The 15,353-nt window shown below is 61.9% G+C and carries 19 protein-coding genes; 2 read left to right on the forward strand and 17 right to left on the reverse strand.

Features of this window, described 5'->3' with window-relative positions:
* The 8 genes from HU766_RS10240 to HU766_RS10270 all read right to left on the reverse strand — a co-directional run.
* Positions 1-999 (reverse strand): site-specific integrase (locus tag HU766_RS10240; protein WP_186656170.1); only part of this gene is annotated, 999 nt, incomplete at its 3' end.
* 757 nt (positions 1,000-1,756) lie between these two features.
* Entirely contained in the window at positions 1,757-2,161 is a 405-nt protein-coding gene (locus HU766_RS10245) for a hypothetical protein (RefSeq protein WP_186656172.1), read from the reverse strand.
* A complete protein-coding gene (locus HU766_RS10250; protein ID WP_186656174.1) occupies positions 2,161-2,505 on the reverse strand; it encodes a hypothetical protein in 345 nt (114 codons plus the stop codon). Before HU766_RS10250 ends, HU766_RS10245 begins: the two co-directional genes overlap by 1 nt.
* A 3-nt stretch (positions 2,506-2,508) precedes the next feature.
* Positions 2,509-2,643, reverse strand: coding sequence for a hypothetical protein (locus HU766_RS26425; RefSeq protein ID WP_273027719.1), 135 nt, complete (start codon positions 2,641-2,643; stop codon positions 2,509-2,511).
* Positions 2,640-2,933 (reverse strand): hypothetical protein, encoded by a 294-nt coding sequence (locus tag HU766_RS10255; RefSeq protein WP_186656176.1) that lies wholly within the window; start codon positions 2,931-2,933, stop codon positions 2,640-2,642. The genes HU766_RS26425 and HU766_RS10255 overlap by 4 nt, the downstream gene beginning before the upstream one ends.
* Entirely contained in the window at positions 2,930-3,115 is a 186-nt protein-coding gene (locus tag HU766_RS10260; RefSeq protein WP_346656667.1) for a hypothetical protein, read from the reverse strand. The genes HU766_RS10255 and HU766_RS10260 overlap by 4 nt, the downstream gene beginning before the upstream one ends.
* Positions 3,116-3,123: 8 nt before the next feature.
* Positions 3,124-3,555 carry a hypothetical protein gene (locus HU766_RS10265; RefSeq protein ID WP_186656179.1) on the reverse strand — a complete coding sequence of 144 codons (432 nt, stop codon included), beginning with the start codon at positions 3,553-3,555 and terminating at the stop codon, positions 3,124-3,126.
* Positions 3,552-3,752 carry a helix-turn-helix domain-containing protein gene (locus HU766_RS10270; protein ID WP_186656182.1) on the reverse strand — a complete coding sequence of 67 codons (201 nt, stop codon included), beginning with the start codon at positions 3,750-3,752 and terminating at the stop codon, positions 3,552-3,554. Before HU766_RS10270 ends, HU766_RS10265 begins: the two co-directional genes overlap by 4 nt.
* Before the next feature lie 167 nt (positions 3,753-3,919).
* On the opposite strand from HU766_RS10270, the gene HU766_RS10275 reads away from it, so the two are divergent.
* Positions 3,920-4,474 (forward strand): hypothetical protein, encoded by a 555-nt coding sequence (locus tag HU766_RS10275; RefSeq protein ID WP_186656184.1) that lies wholly within the window; start codon positions 3,920-3,922, stop codon positions 4,472-4,474.
* Here HU766_RS10275 and HU766_RS10280 read toward each other — a convergent pair.
* The 6 genes from HU766_RS10280 to HU766_RS10305 form a co-directional block, all read right to left on the reverse strand.
* Positions 4,471-5,685 (reverse strand): tyrosine-type recombinase/integrase, encoded by a 1,215-nt coding sequence (locus HU766_RS10280; protein WP_186656186.1) that lies wholly within the window; start codon positions 5,683-5,685, stop codon positions 4,471-4,473. The genes HU766_RS10275 and HU766_RS10280 overlap by 4 nt on opposite strands.
* Before the next feature lie 193 nt (positions 5,686-5,878).
* Complete coding sequence (locus tag HU766_RS10285; protein ID WP_186656189.1) at positions 5,879-6,205, reverse strand: AzlD domain-containing protein; 327 nt, start codon at positions 6,203-6,205, stop codon at positions 5,879-5,881.
* Positions 6,202-6,945, reverse strand: coding sequence for an AzlC family ABC transporter permease (locus HU766_RS10290; protein WP_186656191.1), 744 nt, complete (start codon positions 6,943-6,945; stop codon positions 6,202-6,204). The genes HU766_RS10285 and HU766_RS10290 overlap by 4 nt, the downstream gene beginning before the upstream one ends.
* Positions 6,946-7,075: 130 nt before the next feature.
* A complete protein-coding gene (locus HU766_RS10295; RefSeq protein WP_186656193.1) occupies positions 7,076-8,020 on the reverse strand; it encodes a dihydrodipicolinate synthase family protein in 945 nt (314 codons plus the stop codon).
* A gap of 37 nt (positions 8,021-8,057) precedes the next feature.
* A complete protein-coding gene (abaF, locus tag HU766_RS10300; RefSeq protein WP_273027721.1) occupies positions 8,058-9,431 on the reverse strand; it encodes a fosfomycin efflux MFS transporter AbaF in 1,374 nt (457 codons plus the stop codon).
* A gap of 185 nt (positions 9,432-9,616) precedes the next feature.
* Positions 9,617-10,237: a GntR family transcriptional regulator gene (locus tag HU766_RS10305; RefSeq protein WP_152604616.1), complete on the reverse strand. Its 621-nt coding sequence runs from the start codon at positions 10,235-10,237 to the stop codon at positions 9,617-9,619.
* A 281-nt stretch (positions 10,238-10,518) separates the two neighbouring features.
* On the opposite strand from HU766_RS10305, the gene HU766_RS10310 reads away from it, so the two are divergent.
* Entirely contained in the window at positions 10,519-11,553 is a 1,035-nt protein-coding gene (locus tag HU766_RS10310; RefSeq protein WP_186656219.1) for a sensor domain-containing diguanylate cyclase, read from the forward strand.
* A gap of 72 nt (positions 11,554-11,625) precedes the next feature.
* On the opposite strand, the gene lpdA is transcribed toward HU766_RS10310, so the two are convergent.
* From lpdA to HU766_RS10325, 3 genes are read right to left on the reverse strand one after another with little or no spacing between them, the layout of a single operon-like run.
* Positions 11,626-13,005 carry a dihydrolipoyl dehydrogenase gene (gene lpdA, locus HU766_RS10315; RefSeq protein WP_186656222.1) on the reverse strand — a complete coding sequence of 460 codons (1,380 nt, stop codon included), beginning with the start codon at positions 13,003-13,005 and terminating at the stop codon, positions 11,626-11,628.
* Positions 13,006-13,007: 2 nt separating this feature from the next.
* Entirely contained in the window at positions 13,008-14,294 is a 1,287-nt protein-coding gene (locus HU766_RS10320; protein WP_186656224.1) for a dihydrolipoamide acetyltransferase family protein, read from the reverse strand.
* Complete coding sequence (locus tag HU766_RS10325; RefSeq protein ID WP_033699538.1) at positions 14,295-15,353, reverse strand: alpha-ketoacid dehydrogenase subunit beta; 1,059 nt, start codon at positions 15,351-15,353, stop codon at positions 14,295-14,297. It lies immediately after the preceding gene.

The following is a 15,353-nucleotide window of genomic DNA, read 5'->3' on the forward strand; positions in this document are numbered from 1 at the left end:
GTCGTGGCTGGTCCACTGGCGGTCACTCAGTTCGGCAAACACCAGGCTCGCTGCGGTTGCGCTCAGTGGCCCGCGCCGGCTGGCTGGGAACAGGTAGGCACCGTGATAGCCATGGGCGGCCTGCTGGGCTTGATAGCGGCTCAGCAATGCGCAGGCTTGGCTGGTCAGTGGCAGTATGTGGTTCTGCTTGGTCTTGGTGTCGTCGGCGGGGATGAACCACTGGCCGGCCTGCAGATCGACGTTGCGCCACAGTGCGCTGCGCGTCTCGCCCAGGCGGGTACCGTGGCACAGCATCATCAGCGCCAGCAGGGAGTCACCGGGCCGCGCCTCGCTCCAGCCTGCGAGCTTGGCCAGCAGATCGGGCAAGTCTCGCTCCCGCAGCCGTGACGACTTCGGCTTGATCCGCACCGCGACGAAATCCCCGAAGCGCAGCGAGCCCATGGGGTTCTGCTCGATCATCCCGAGCCGGTGTGCCTTGCGCATGGCTACCGCCAGCACGTTGAACACCAGGCGCACGAACGACAGGGCGTAACGCTCCTGCAGTGGCCACATCAGGCGTTGGTCGAGCGTGGCCTTGCTCACCTCGGCCAGCGGCAAATCGTGCAGCCGTGGCGCTAGGTGGCAGGTGATGGCCGACTTCGCGCCGGCCTTGCGCTTGGCCGACAGGTTGCGATCACGCAGCATGCGGTCCAGGTACCAGTCCAGCAGCTCACCGGTACGGCTCCAGGTGCTGGTCAGCGAGGTGGCCTCGGCGTCTGCGGCACGGCGCCCCAGGATGGCCGGCAGCGCGGTCAGCATGGCCTTGGTGGTCAAGCTGGGGAAGTCGCCGGCCTTGCCCCACTTGCCCCTGACAACAACGTGCCAGGCACCCCGGGTGCGATCTACGGTGGAATAGCGGAAGCGCAGTTCGGGGTAACGTGGGTCACGCAATTGGCGCACCGGCTGGCCGGCCTGCTTGCGGATCTCGGCGTCACTGAGGGTGATGCGTTTGGTAGTCATGCTTCGTTCTCGAATTGAGGCCGGCTCGGCGCCAGCGGCTCGACCTGCGTAGCCGGGCTGGTGACACAGCCTGATAGGTAGTTCAGTTGAGCCGAGTCGGACCGGATCAGCCGAGACAGACCGAATGATCTGTCTCGGCAATCCATTGTGTTGATTCCTACACAGTGTGTTGATAACGCCACGGTGGAAGATGGCTCACTGTTATCTCGGCGAGCGATCGACGAATGCACGCAGGTCGCGACCACCGCATCAACCGCACCTGGCAGGAAATGCCCCGGTACCACATGCCGCCCTGCATCAGTTGCATCCCGTCGCGCTTGATCAGCCCGTAGCCAGGCAATCCAGCGCGAGCTGCTTGGGCACGTTGTCGACTATCAGCTGTAGGTGGCCGCCCAACGTGCTGGCCTGGGCAGCGAGCAATTGCGGTTTAACAAACACTGCGCACTTGCGGCAGCAGCCGGCTGCAGTCCACGGAAGCCACTCGAACACCAGGAACGTGTACCCGCCCGCTCGTTTGCACCCGGCATCGGCCTGCGATCGGCATCGGGCTTGTTCAGTCGTAACTCGGCTCATTTCAAATCCCTGTGGTGGTAATAGTTATAAAGGGGCCTAGTTTTTGAACCTGAAACCCCGCCAAAACCGCCGATAATGGTTCATTTTTTGAACCGTTATCGGGATTCGCGGCGCGTTGTTGCGCTTGAACGGTTCATTTTCTGAACCCTTGCTGTTCAAAAATTGAACCCGGTAAAAGGGCAAATCATTCCCCCAACCTCCTCATAGGCGCGGGCGTTGGCCCAACCTCCAACTGCCGGCCTGGGCATTCATGAATGCGAAGCCAGGTGAGGGCGTATAGGGCGCATCTGGCGCCCTCACGGCCCTTCATGTTGGTTCTGGTGCGAACGATCAGATTCCTTTCCTGCAGCCCCTGCAGCGATGCCGCCAGCGTTGCTTTCGCCATGCCGCCACGCTCTTCCATCATCGAGTGCGTGGCCGCTAGGTCGCCGTTGTTGTTCCCGCGGTACTGCGAGAGCAGCAGCATGAACACCTTCAATTCGGAGCCTGTCATGGTCAGAAAATCGGGGTGCTCGCCGAGCAGCCTGGGGATCATGTACGCGCCACGACCTCCCCAATCTGAGTCGCGGCGGGTTTTCCTCTTGGTCATCAGAGCCTCAGTTCTGCGCCATTCGTCTGTGGTTCGGGTTGTCGGGCCTTGGTCGCTCTCTCCATGCTGAGCTTCGGCACGCCGGCGCCAGCAAAGGCTCGGCAGACCTGGCCGTTGTTCACCGCGTGCCAGTAGGTCTGGTCGTCCAGCGAGTCGATGAGGCGGGCAGTTACAACTGCATCAGCGCTACGCAGAACTGCGCGCCCGCACTCGGCGTCGGACTGGCTCAAGAACGGCCCCAGCAAGGCCCGTTCGACCTTTGGATGGCCCAGGTAAAACAGTTCAGTGGCTTTCTTTGGGCAAGCCGATCCCGTCAGCGCTTGCGCACTGTTTTGATTCTTCATGGGTTACTTCCTGTTGAAGTCGATCGGCGCGGAGCACTCGGTGACGCTGTGCAATGCACGCCGACCCTGGGCGGCGGCCCAGGCCATGACGGGTTGCTGCGCCATCACGGTAGCGACGAGACGAATAACGGAGCTCATACGACCGCCTCGTCATCCATTCCGGGGCGCTCGCCTACAACGCCATACGAGGCTCCCAGGTGGCGATGAACCCAGCAGAAATTACGGCTGAAAATTCGGACCTGCTCCAGATGCCGTGCAATGTCGCGCATCGTTCCCTCCTCATGGCTCTCACACACGGGGTAGAGCAGGTCGTAAAGTTTGTTGAATTCATCCCTAGCAAAGTTCATGGAGCACATTGCGTGGGCATCAAGCACCGCCTCCGACAGAACCTCACCTTCAAGAATCACTGCTTTCAGAAGGTTGTTCATTGGGCTCCCCCTTGAGCTTCAACGGCGCGGGCTTGATCCATGTGGTGGTTGTAGCGCTTCAAGCGGACGGACAGGGATGAGCTTGCGCGGAGGGCGCTCAGGGCCATCATGCGATGTGCAAGGGCACCGTTTTGCTCTTTCGAAGAGCGATCATTTCTGGTGCCGGCGTTGTGCTGGCCGATGCGTTCTGTCACGATAACTTCCTCTCGTTGGTGCCTACCAATGCGATTTCGCCGGAGAGGTGCTGCAACACCTCCTCCTGCAACTGTTTGTCAACCACGGCGCCATCGGCCCCTTCGCACGGGGCTTGGCGCGTGGTCACTTCAAGATCAGCGTCATCCAGTAACAGGTTCACCCAGTCGGGCTTCTCCGCTCGGCATGTGTGACGCACTGTTCCGAATAGCGCTTTGTTGGTCTCTTGGCGGGCCTCGGTCCAAAGGTCATATTCGCCTTCACTTCCAGCCATCTGCTTCCGCGCCCACTCAGGCAGTTGCCCCCTGCAACGCATTTCGCTCAGCATCGTCCACCAATGGCATGCCATTGCGCGCTCGGCCTCGATCAGCGCCCCGATCTGCTGCCGCTGGTTCATATTCAGCGCCACTACGACTTCCAATTCATTCACCGGCTGCCCACCTTCGCGACACGGTTGATCCACGCTTCGAGTTCTTTCACCAGGATCAGTCGGCGCTTTCCCGACTTGAACGCCTGTAGTTCACCCTTGGCGATCGCGCCATAGATGGCGCTGCGGCTGTGGCTAGTGAGGCGCGCCGCTTCGTCGGGCCCTACAGCCAGCGGTTGAATTGGTAAGGCTTGTTCCATGAGAGCTCCTGCGGTGTATTGAAAGATGTGGACACCTTATCCGAGCCCAAAACGATGTGTCCACATTTTTCTTACACTGCACGACACATGCGCACACTGACTGACACGTATCGACACAAGGCACTGTGTGTGCCATGATTTTCCGCAAACGATCCTAGGAGATGGTGATGGCGAAGGCCCAGCCAAACAGAGTCAAAGCAGAAACCCTTTCCCTCAGGATTTCGCCGGACTTGAAATATGGACTTGAGCTCATATCGAGAATTGAAGAGAACTCGCTAACCAGCCAAGTGGAGAAGGCTTTACGGGAGCTCTTTGCCACTGCTCGCATGTCATACGAGTACCTGGGTGAATCAGAAAGGCCTAGCGAAATACCCAATCACGACATTTATTTTTCGGAAATTCTGCAGCTAGTAATGTCCATTGATGCCCCGACCCGGCTTATGCGAACGGCAATATTGCTGCCGTATACTCTCAGCCAGAAAGATCAGGCCATACTTGAATTAATTCATACTCAGCCCGGCTTTGATGGTGAGGATGAAAATATTTTTGGGTTCGAGCATGAGCACTCTGTGATTACTGAATGGCTAACTAAAGAGTATTTTTCAAAGTATTCTAAAGTTAGCTTTAAGGCCATCAGGAAAAACTGGGCAAGACTAAACGAAACGGCTGAGCAGACGCTTGAAATGGGGCATTACCCCGCGGAAATGATATGGGAGAGCTAGATCAACTCAACCGCCGCAGCCTTCGTATCAGGCGCTAGGTGGGCATATCGAAGGGTCATTTTGATGTCGGAGTGCCCCAACAGGTCTCGTACCGTGTTCAGCGGTACGCCGGCCATAACCAAGCGCGATGCGAAGTCATGCCGCATATCGTGCCAACGGAAACCGATGATGCCCGCTCGGTCGAGTAGTCCGAGCCACGCGCTTTTAACATCCTCAAGCCGACCGCCATCAGCTGAAGGAAATACAAATCCCGACGTCTTTCGACATTCCTTCTGCCACTCCTGAAGCGTTTCGAGTGCTTCCTTGTTTAGTGGGATGTGGCGAGTTTCATTATTCTTGGTTGTGTCACCGATTATTGTAATCGTCTTGGTCAAAAAGCTTACTCTTTGCCACTCTAGATTGAATAGCTCGCCACGCCGGATGCCGGTGTTGAGCGATACCAGTACCATTGGTTTTAGATGGTCAGTGAACACTCTTTCTGCAAACGAATGAAGTTGTTTTTTTCCTCTGTCAGCTCGCCATCTATTCGCGCTTTCACGCTCTGCCCGAATATCATCCTGGCGATCATCGAGAGCCTTGCGCAGTTGCAGGTTTTCGTCAGTGCTCAGGTAGCGCACGACCCCCTTGCTGTCGACCTTCAGTTGTTTGAGCTTGGCCATTGGGTGGGTAGTGATAATTTCCCATTCGACCGCTCGACTGAGTACACCGCTGATGCTGCCCATCTTCCGATTGACTGTCGCCGGTTTGTTGCCGGCCTGCAGCCAGGTCGTGCGGATCTCTTCCAGGTCCCGACCGGTAATGGCGTCGATGCGCTGGGAGATGATCGCCTCGAAATTGTTGGCCAGCGTGTGGGCGGTCTTCTCGTAACCCCGATGGTGCGCCTTGAACCAAGGCAGATATGTGTCGGTGATGAATTCGCGCAGGGAGGGCAGGGCGGCTCCTCGGCGCCCCTGTGAGATGGCAGTGGGCTCGCCGTGCTTGCGAGCCTCAGCAAGGTACTGGGTCGCTTCCTGACGTGCCTGCTCGAGGGTGAGGATACCCACCCGGCCCAGGGTTTTCTTGCGGCCCCTGGCCCAAGTCACGACATAGGACCTCGCCCCCGCGGCGGTCACGCGCACGAAAAGCCCTGTGATGGTAGTGTCGTGCACTTCGTACTCGCGACCGGTGACCTGCAGGCTGGCCAGTAGCTTGGCGGTGAGCTTATCTTTCACTTCGTCCCCATGGGTGCATTGTGGGTGCAGAAATGAATATACGGTGGCGTCTGATCGGACGCAACCGGACGTAGAACCCAATAAATGCGGGCTAAGGCAAGGTGCTGCGGGGTTGTAAAAGACCCTCCTAAGGGGAAGGTTGCAGGTTCAATTCCTGCCTGGGACGCCATTTCTTCACGCCCTTCGCCAAAGCCTACAGCCCCCAGTGCTTCAACGCCCACAGCGCGCCCATGCCCACGCCCAGCGTCAGCAGCGTGCTGCGCGTTCGCCAGGCCACCAGGCCCGCGAGTATCGCGGCCGGTATCTGCGGGTTCAGCCAGTCGAAGTCGGCCTGCCGGTCAGACAGCACCACGGCCGGCAGCACCAGTGCGGCTAGCACGCTGGCCGGCACATACGCCAGGGCGCGGCGAAACAGCGGCGGTATGCGCAGCACGGCGTAGAACTCGATGAACGACAAGCGCACCGCGAAGGTGCCCAGGCCGATCAGCAAGAAGGTCATCCATGGGGTCATTTCGCTCATGATGCTTCCTGTTCGCGGTGTTCATCAGCCACAGGCTGCACGGTTCTGCCTTTTTGCAGGCGCTCGAGGAGCAGGCCGGCGATGATCCCGCCCAGTGCACCCGCCAACAGGCCCAGGTTATAGGGCAGGTCTACCGCCAGCACGGCGAGTACACCACCGGTCAATGCCGCGCCAATGGTCGCTGGGCTGCGCAGGCTGGGGATCAGCAGCGCCAGGAACGACAAGGGGATGGCAAAGCCCAGGGACCAGTCTTCCGGGATGCCCGCGCCCAGGTATATGCCGGCCAGCACCGAGAGGTTCCAGCCGAACCACATGGTGATGGCCGTGCCGGCGTAGTAGTGGAAGGCGAAACGGCCCAGTTCCCCCGAGGCCATTTTCAACGAACACAAGGCAAAGGACTGGTCCGAAAGCAGGTAGGCCATCGGCCACTTGCGCCGCCGCGGCAGGTGGCCAAGGTGCGGGGCCAGGCTGGCGCTGTACATCAGGAAGCGGAGGTTGATCACCAGCGCCGTGACCACCATGGTTACCGGCAGGGCGCTGTTCTGCATCAACTGCATCACCACCATTTGCGCCGAGCCTGAATAGAACAGCAAGGTCATGCCGATGGCATCGGCGGGCGACAGGCCCATGCCGATGGCCGTGACCCCGGTGATCAAGCCGAACGGCACGACCCCGGAGGTCAACGGCAGGACGCTGTGGGCGCCCTGTCTGAACGCTTGGGTCGCGCTGGGGTACGGCATTTGAAGTCCTTGACGATGTCCGGGAGGGCGAGGGTTGCTGCCAAGGTAATGCCCGTGAAAGCTGGCCGCAAGGGTAGATCTTGCACACTGCCCCCCCCTGCCCAGGGGAAGGGGGCATGGCTGCGCGTTGTCAGTCTACGTTGTTGGCCGCCGACCAGTCGGCGTACCAGGCGCGGAACAGCGCGTACTGCTGTTCGGCATAGCGGCGCTGGGCGTCGGTCAATGCATCGGTTTCGTTGAAGTGCCGGGCGTATTCCGGGTTGCCGTTGAGCACCATCAGGTGCTTGTAGTACAGCACCAGGTCGCAGCCTTCATCGAAGGACGACAGCACGGCCAGGGCCGCTTCCAGTTCCCCGGCAAGGCGCCGCGCTTTGGCATCGCCCTGGGCTGCACGTTTGGCCAGCGCCACCAGGTGCAGCACCTCGCGCGGCAGCGCATTGCCAATGCCGGTGATGGCGCCGGTGGCATTGCAGTTGACGAACCCGTGCACCACCTGGGTATCGACGCCCACCATCAAGGTGACGTCATCATCTTTGGAGGTGATGAACTCTGCGGCATAACGCATATCCGCAGCGCCGCCGAACTCCTTGAAGCCGATCAGGTTGGGGTGCTCGCGGCGCAGTTCGAAAAACAGGTCGGCGCGGGTCGCGAACCCGTAGTACGGGCTGTTGTAGATCACCGCCGGCAGCTGCGGGGCGGCATCGAGGATGGCCTTGAAGTGGGCCTTCTGGGCCACTGCCGACGCACCACGGGACAGCACACGGGGGATCACCATCAACCCCTGGGCGCCAACCTTCGCCGCATGGGCGGCATGGGCCACGGCTTCGCGGGAGTTGACCGCACCGGTGCCGACGATGGTCGGGATGCCGGCCGCTACCAGGCGTGCCACCCCCTCCTGGCGCTCTGCCTCGGTGAGCAGCGGCCAGTCGCCCATGGAGCCGCAATACACCACGGCGCTCATGCCAGCTTCGATCAGTTCGCGGCCTTTGCGCACCAGGGCGTCAAAATCAGGCTTGCGCTCGGGGGTGCACGGGGTCATCAGTGCGGGGATGGTGCCGGTGAAGATGTTGCTCATGCTCATTACCTCGAGGGTTGTCGTTCTTGTTGGTCTGTCAGCGGTCGGCGGTGCGTGCCAGGGATTCTTCATCCACCGCCCGCAGCGACTTGCCACGTGTTTCCCTGGCACCGGCGACGGCAATGATCGAGATCACGGCGGAGGCCACCAGGTACCAGGCGATCGGCGTTGAGCTGTTGTATTCCTTCAGCAGGGTCACGGCGATCAGCGGCGCCAGCGAACCGGCCAGGATCGGCGCCACCTGGTAGCACAGCGACAGGGCGGTGTAGCGCACATGGGTCGGGAACAGTTCGGCCATCAGGGCGGAGTAGGGCGCGTAGGTCATCGACTCGATGGCCAGGCCCAGGGTGATGGCCGCCATGATCAGCCAGTCGTTGCCGGTGTCCATCATCGGGAAGCCGACGAAGCCCCAGAACGCGGTGAGCACGGCGCCGATCAGGTACACAGGCTTGCGGCCGATGATGTCCGAGAGGTAGCCCATGAGCGGGATCATGAAGAAGTGCAGCAGGTGAGCGCCAAACATCAGCAGCAGGATTTCTGACGTGTCCTTGTGCACCACCAGCTTCAGGTAGGTGATGGAGAAGGTGACGACGATGTAGTAGAGGATGTTTTCCGCAAACCGGGCGCCGATGCCGATCAGCACTTCGCGCCAGTATTTGGTGACCACCTCGACCACGCCCAGTTGCTGGCTTTCCACCCGCTGCTGGCGGGCCTGGGCCTCTTTGAAGATGGGGGCATCATCGACCCGGGTGCGGATCCAGTAGCCAATCAGCACCACCACGGCCGAGAACCAGAAGGCGACGCGCCAGCCCCAGTCGAGAAATTGCGCGTCGGACAGGTTGGTCGAGAGCAGCAGAAGGATGACCGTGGCAATCAGGTTGCCTGCCGGCACGCCCGCTTGCGGCCAGCTGGCCCAGAAGCCGCGACGGTTGTCCGGGCTGTGTTCGGACACCAGCAGCACGGCCCCACCCCATTCGCCGCCAAAGGCAAAGCCTTGGATCAATCTCAATACCACCAGCAGGATGGGGGCGGCATAGCCGATGCGTTCGAAGGTGGGCAGGCAGCCCATGAGGAAGGTGGTCACCCCGACCACGATCAGGCTGATCTGCAGCAAGTGTTTGCGCCCGACCTTGTCACCGTAGTGGCCAAATACCAGGCCGCCGATGGGGCGGGCGAGAAAGCCCACGGCATAGAGGGCGAATGCCGCGATGATGCCGTCCATCGCGCTGCCGGTCTGGCGGAAGAACAACTGGCCGAAGACCAGCGCGGACGCGGTGCCATACAGGAAGAATTCGTACCACTCGGCAACTGCGCCCGCCATTGCGGCTGCCACCACGCGTTTGATGCCCGCAGGCGCCTTTTCTGCTGTGTTCGCGGCACTCACTGATGCCGCAGTTGTGGGTGTGGCCATCGTTTTGCACTCCGATACGTATTATTGGAAGAAGGAGTAGGCAGTTCGGCATCGTTGTGTGCCGCCCATTCCTTATATTGTATTTCGTATACGATATCTAGATAAGCAAAAACGAAGCCAAGGACAGGCGGTCGCGCGCGGGCGGCGCTCGCTATACGCCACCCTAAAAATCAAGGCAGGGCTACTCAGTTATGGGGCAGATGATCGTAAAGGCTTTGGCACACCCCATTGATGTGCGTCTCGATCAGCCGGGCAGCCAGCTCCACGTCCCGTGCGCGGCAGGCGGCGACAATGTCGCGATGCTCGTGATCCGCGCGGTCCTTGCCGGCCGACAAGCTCATCTGCATGCGCAGATAGCGTTCGACCTTGTCATGGATGGAGCGAATCAGGCCGATCAGGTAGGGGCGTTTTGCGGGCTCGTACAAACACGCATGCAGCGCCCAGTTGAGGTCGGCCCAGCGGCCGATATCGTCCTCGCCGATGAACTCCGCGCAGATGGCTTCGGCACGGGCAAAGTGCGCTTCGGTCATGTTGGGGATCGCCAGGCGAATCGCCTTCACCTCCAGCAGCACCCTGACCTCGAACATCTGCGCCAGCTCAGGCTCGGAAATGCGCGTAACCAGGGCGCCACGGTTGCGATGAAAGTCCACCAGGCCTTCCGCTTCAAGGCGTTTCAACGCCTCGCGCACCGGAATCTTGCTGACATTGAAGGCCTGCGCCACCTCGTCCTGGCGCACCGGTTCGCCTTCGGCGAGCTGCCCCGAGATGATCGCCTCGCGCAGGTGCTTGGCGATGATTTCGGACATCGAAGGTGTGGCACCCAGGTTGGTAGCTTTGAACGACGGCAGCGGCACGGGATTTTCCAGCAATCAGGCTTTGTGGATATCTTATACGAAACGCAATGCCAGCCAAACCAGCCGCCGCCGCGAGGCCCATCGAGAAATAGCCCCTTGGTCCTATTCCGGTTGCCCCCTGGCGGGCATATGCTTGCCCGTCAGCGGCTTTGCCTTGCCGCCTGCGGCACCTATCAAAACTGTCGGCAGCTCCTTGACCGGGGCGCAGTTGCTGGACATCAGGGAGAGCGTCCATGAGTCACAACACCAGGCCGGCACCCGCCGGCTTCAGTGAGCAGCAGCTGCATACCTTGTTCGAATTGATCAGCGACGGCATCTGGGACTGGAATGCCAACACCGGCTACGTCTATCGCAACCCGGGTTGGTACGCCATGCTCGGCTACGCCAGCCATTCCATGGCCAACTCGGTGCTGACCTGGGAAAGCGTGATCCACCCGGAGGACTATCCGCGGGTAATGGCGCACTTCGAGGCCTACATCACCCAACGCAACGAGCGCTACCTGATCGAGTACCGATGTCGTTGCCAGGATGGCAGTTATCTGTGGGTCGAAGACAGCGGCTACATCATCGCCCGCAACAGCGACGGCTCGGTGGCGCGCATGCTTGGCGCCCACCGCAACATCGATGCCGGCAAGCGGCGGGTAGCGCAGCTTGAGCAACAGAACCTGTCGCTGGAAAGCCTGGTGGCCGAACGCACCCGTGAGTTGTCCTGGGTCAACCAGCAGTTGCAGCGCCAGCTGGATGAAAACCGCGAATTAGCCGAGCGCGATGCGTTGACCCGGATCGCCAATCGCTATCGGCTGGACAAGGTGCTGCAGCAGGAATGCGAGCGGAGCCAACGCTTCCGCCAGCCGTTGTCGCTGATTGCCATGGACGTGGACGACTTCAAACCGATCAATGACCGCTATGGCCATGCCCGTGGCGATGCGGCGCTGGTCCAGGTGGTCGACAACCTGCGTACCTGCCTGCGCGAATATGACCTGCTGGCGCGTTGGGGCGGCGATGAGTTCGTCATTGTGCTGCCGCAGACGCTGCTGGACGAGGCGCTTGAAGTGGCTGCAGGGTTGCGCCAGGTGATGGAGAAGGTGGAGCCGGTCGGCGAGTGTCGCCTGACCATGAGCTATGGGGTGGTGCAGTGGCAGGACGGTGATGCGCCGGATGACCTGCTGGCCCGTGCCGACAAGGCCCTGTACCGGGCCAAGGGGGCGGGCAAGAACGCAATAGCGGATGACCTGACTGCGCTTGCAGAACAACACGGATCTTGCTGATTTAGCGGGTGCCTGAGGGGAGCGGGTTTACCCGCACCCCCAGGGACTCAATCGGCCTGAGCCCTTTCAGCGTCAGACATGCAGGGCGTGGCCCAGCGCACGCAATGCCGCTTCCTGCACCGCTTCACCCAACGTCGGGTGGGCGTGGATGGTGCCCGCGATATCTTCCAGGCATGCGCCCATTTCCAGTGACTGGGCAAAGGCCGTGGACAATTCCGAAACGGCCACGCCCACCGCCTGCCAACCCAGGATCAGGTGATTGTCGCGGCGCGCTACCACGCGCACGAAGCCGGCTTTGGACTCAAGGCTCATGGCCCGGCCGTTGGCGGCGAACGGGAACTGCGCGACGATGCAGTCAAGGCCCTGCTGGCTGGCCTGCTCAGGCGTCTTGCCGACCACCACGATCTCCGGGTCGGTAAAGCACACCGCAGCGATTGCGCTGGGTTCGAAGCGCCGCGTCTTGCCGGCGATGATCTCGGCGACCATCTCGCCCTGGGCCATGGCCCGGTGCGCGAGCATCGGTTCACCGGCCACATCGCCGATGGCCCAGACATTGTGCATGCTGGTCTGGCAGCGCTCGTCAATGGCGATGGCGGCGCCGTTCATCTTCAGCGCCAAGGATTCCAGGTTGAAACCCTGGGTGCGGGGGCGGCGGCCCACGGCCACCAGTACCCGGTCGGCTTCCAGGCGCAGTTGCTCGCCCTGGCCGTCGCGGGCCAGCAGGCAACCATTGTCGTAACCTTCGACGCTATGGCCCAGATGCACGGCGATGCCCAACTTCTTCAGCGCCTCGGCCACCGGGCTGGTCAGTTCGCTGTCGTAGGTTGGCAGGATGCGCTCGCGTGCTTCCACCACGCTCACCTGTGCGCCCAGCTTGCGGTAGGCGATACCCAGCTCCAGGCCGATATAGCCACCGCCTACCACCACCAGGTGCTGCGGCAAGGCCGCCGGTGCCAATGCCTCGGTCGAGGAAATGATCGGCCCGCCCTGCGGCAGCATCGGCAGTTCGACGCTGTTGGAGCCTGTGGCCAGCAGCAGGTGCTCGCACTGGATGCGCTGGCCATCGACGTCGACATGCTTGCCGTCGAGGATCTTCGCCCAGCCGTGGATCACCTTGACCCCGTGCTTTTTCAGCAAGGCCGCAACCCCACTGGTCAGGCGGTCGACGATACCGTCTTTCCAGGCCACGCTCTGGGTGATGTCCAGGCGCGGCGCGCTGACACTGATGCCCAGTGCCGACGGCGTGGTGTACCGCGAGGTCTGGTGAAACTGCTCGGCGACATGGATCAATGCCTTGGACGGAATGCAGCCGACGTTCAGGCAAGTGCCGCCCAGCGCCTGGCCTTCGACCAGCACGGTGGGGATACCCAGTTGCCCGGCGCGGATGGCGGCCACATAGCCGCCAGGGCCGCCGCCGATGATCAGCAGGGTGGTTTCGATAGTCTGTTGCATGCTCACTCCACGAACAGGCAGGCGGGTTGTTCAAGCAGGCCACGCACGGCCTGGATGAACAGCGCGGCATCCATGCCATCGACCACCCGGTGGTCGAACGAGCTGGACAGGTTCATCATCTTGCGCACGACGATCTGGCCGTCGATCACCATCGGCCGCTCGACCATGCGGTTGACGCCGACGATCGCCACTTCCGGGGTGTTGACCACCGGCGTGCTGACGATGCCGCCCAACGCACCGAGGCTGGTCAGGGTGATGGTAGAGCCGGACAGTTCTTCGCGGCTGGCCTTGTTGCTGCGCGCGGCAGTGGCCAGGCGCGAGATTTCGCTGGCATTGCCCCACAAGTTGCCGGCTTCGGCATGGCGCAGCACCGGCACCATCAGGCCGTTGTCACCCTGGGTGGCGATGCCCACATGCACCGCGCCATGGCGGGTGATGATCTGTGCTTCGTCGTCATAGGTGGCGTTGATCTGCGGGAAGTCGCGCAGGGCCACCACCAGGGCGCGGACCAGGAACGGCAGCAAGGTCAACTTGCCACGGCTGTCGCCGTGCTTCTGGTTGAGCTGCTGGCGCAGGGCTTCCAGGGCGGTGACGTCGATTTCCTCGACATAGCTGAAGTGCGCGACCCGGCGCTTGGCGTCCTGCATGCGCTGGGCGATCTTGCGGCGCAGGCCGATGACTTGCACCTGCTCGCTGTCGGTACGCTTGGCGTAGCCGCTCGGGGCTTGCCCGGCTGCGGTCTGCGGTTTGCTCATGAAACCGTCGAGGTCTTCGTGCAGGATGCGCCCGGCCGGGCCGCTGCCGTGTACGTAGCGCAGTTCGATACCGGCATCCAGCGCACGTTTGCGCACGGCTGGGGAGGCCAGTGGCTTGTCGCCGGCCTGGCGCGGCACGATGGGCGCGGCGGTGTGGGGGGCTGCGCCCTGGCAGGCGGGCGCTGGCACTGCGGCATGCGGTTGCGGCGTGCTCGCGACTGGCGCGACAACTGCCTCGGCCGGCTTGGTGTCGGCCGGCTTGCCCTGCGGCGCGTCGACATGGTTGCCGCTGCCCTCTACTTCGATGCGGATCAGCTCGCTGCCGACCGCCATCACTTCACCCGGCTGGCCACCCAAGGCCAGCACCTTGCCGCTGACCGGCGAAGGGATTTCCACGGTCGCCTTGTCGGTCATGACATCGGCCACTACCTGGTCCTCGGCGATCACATCGCCGACCTTGACGAACCACTCGACCAACTCGACCTGTGCGATGCCTTCGCCAATGTCCGGCATCTTGATGACGTGCGTGCCCATTCAGACCTCCATGACCCGTTTCAATGCCGCACCTACCCGCGAAGGCCCTGGGAAGTAAGCCCATTCCTGTGCGTGGGGGTAGGGGGTGTCCCAGCCGGTGACGCGCTCGATCGGCGCTTCGAGGTGATGGAAGCAGTGTTCCTGAACCAGCGACACCAGCTCGGCACCGAAACCACAGGTACGGGTGGCCTCATGCACCACCACGCAGCGGCCGGTCTTCTTCACCGACGCGACGATGGTTTCCAGGTCCAGCGGCCACAGGCTGCGCAGGTCGATGACTTCGGCGTCGACGCCGGTCTCCTCGGCGGCCACCTGGGCCACGTAGACCGTGGTGCCGTAGGTCAGCACGGTGACATCATTGCCCGGGCGGGTGATCGCCGCCTTGTCCAGTGGCACGGTGTAATAGCCATCCGGCACGGCGCTGTGCGGGTGCTTCGCCCACGGCGTCACAGGGCGGTCGTGGTGGCCGTCGAACGGGCCGTTGTAGAGGCGCTTGGGCTCGAGGAAGATGACCGGGTCGTCGCATTCGATCGAGGCGATCAGCAGGCCCTTGGCGTCATAGGGGTTGGACGGCATGACCGTGCGCAGTCCGCACACCTGGGTGAACATCGCCTCCGGGCTCTGGCTGTGGGTCTGGCCGCCGTAGATACCACCCCCGCACGGCATGCGCAGGGTCAGCGGCGAGATGAACTCGCCGGCCGAGCGATACCGCAGGCGGGCCATTTCCGAGACGATCTGGTCGGACGCAGGGTAGAAGTAGTCGGCAAACTGGATTTCCACCACCGGGCGCAGGCCGTAGGCACCCATGCCCACGGCGGTGCCGACGATACCGCTTTCGGAGATCGGCGCGTCGAACACGCGCGACTTGCCGTATTTGTTCTGCAGGCCTTCGGTGCAGCGGAACACGCCGCCGAAGTAACCGACGTCCTGGCCGTAGACCACGACATTGTCGTCACGCTCAAGCATGATATCCATGGCCGAGCGCAGGGCCTGGATCATGGTCATGGTAGTGGTGGCCATGGCGGTTTCCGGGTTGATGCTGTTGTTATGGTCGTTCAT

The organism is Pseudomonas sp. SWRI77, assembly GCF_014269105.1.
GTDB lineage: Bacteria > Pseudomonadota > Gammaproteobacteria > Pseudomonadales > Pseudomonadaceae > Aquipseudomonas > Aquipseudomonas capeferrum.

What these genes read in the sequence shown, in the direction of transcription:
- HU766_RS10245 (WP_186656172.1), bottom strand. Translation starts at nt 2,161, where the DNA reads ATGACCAAGAGGAAAACCCGCCGCGACTCAGATTGGGGAGGTCGTGGC.
- HU766_RS10250 (WP_186656174.1), bottom strand. Translation starts at nt 2,505, where the DNA reads ATGAAGAATCAAAACAGTGCGCAAGCGCTGACGGGATCGGCTTGCCCA.
- HU766_RS26425 (WP_273027719.1), bottom strand. Translation starts at nt 2,643, where the DNA reads ATGAGCTCCGTTATTCGTCTCGTCGCTACCGTGATGGCGCAGCAACCC.
- HU766_RS10255 (WP_186656176.1), bottom strand. Translation starts at nt 2,933, where the DNA reads ATGAACAACCTTCTGAAAGCAGTGATTCTTGAAGGTGAGGTTCTGTCG.
- HU766_RS10270 (WP_186656182.1), bottom strand. Translation starts at nt 3,752, where the DNA reads ATGGAACAAGCCTTACCAATTCAACCGCTGGCTGTAGGGCCCGACGAA.
- HU766_RS10275 (WP_186656184.1), top strand. Translation starts at nt 3,920, where the DNA reads ATGGCGAAGGCCCAGCCAAACAGAGTCAAAGCAGAAACCCTTTCCCTC.
- HU766_RS10285 (WP_186656189.1), bottom strand. Translation starts at nt 6,205, where the DNA reads ATGAGCGAAATGACCCCATGGATGACCTTCTTGCTGATCGGCCTGGGC.
- HU766_RS10290 (WP_186656191.1), bottom strand. Translation starts at nt 6,945, where the DNA reads ATGCCGTACCCCAGCGCGACCCAAGCGTTCAGACAGGGCGCCCACAGC.
- HU766_RS10295 (WP_186656193.1), bottom strand. Translation starts at nt 8,020, where the DNA reads ATGAGCAACATCTTCACCGGCACCATCCCCGCACTGATGACCCCGTGC.
- abaF (WP_273027721.1), bottom strand. Translation starts at nt 9,431, where the DNA reads ATGGCCACACCCACAACTGCGGCATCAGTGAGTGCCGCGAACACAGCA.
- HU766_RS10305 (WP_152604616.1), bottom strand. Translation starts at nt 10,237, where the DNA reads ATGTCCGAAATCATCGCCAAGCACCTGCGCGAGGCGATCATCTCGGGG.
- HU766_RS10310 (WP_186656219.1), top strand. Translation starts at nt 10,519, where the DNA reads ATGAGTCACAACACCAGGCCGGCACCCGCCGGCTTCAGTGAGCAGCAG.
- lpdA (WP_186656222.1), bottom strand. Translation starts at nt 13,005, where the DNA reads ATGCAACAGACTATCGAAACCACCCTGCTGATCATCGGCGGCGGCCCT.
- HU766_RS10320 (WP_186656224.1), bottom strand. Translation starts at nt 14,294, where the DNA reads ATGGGCACGCACGTCATCAAGATGCCGGACATTGGCGAAGGCATCGCA.
- HU766_RS10325 (WP_033699538.1), bottom strand. Translation starts at nt 15,353, where the DNA reads ATGAACGACCATAACAACAGCATCAACCCGGAAACCGCCATGGCCACC.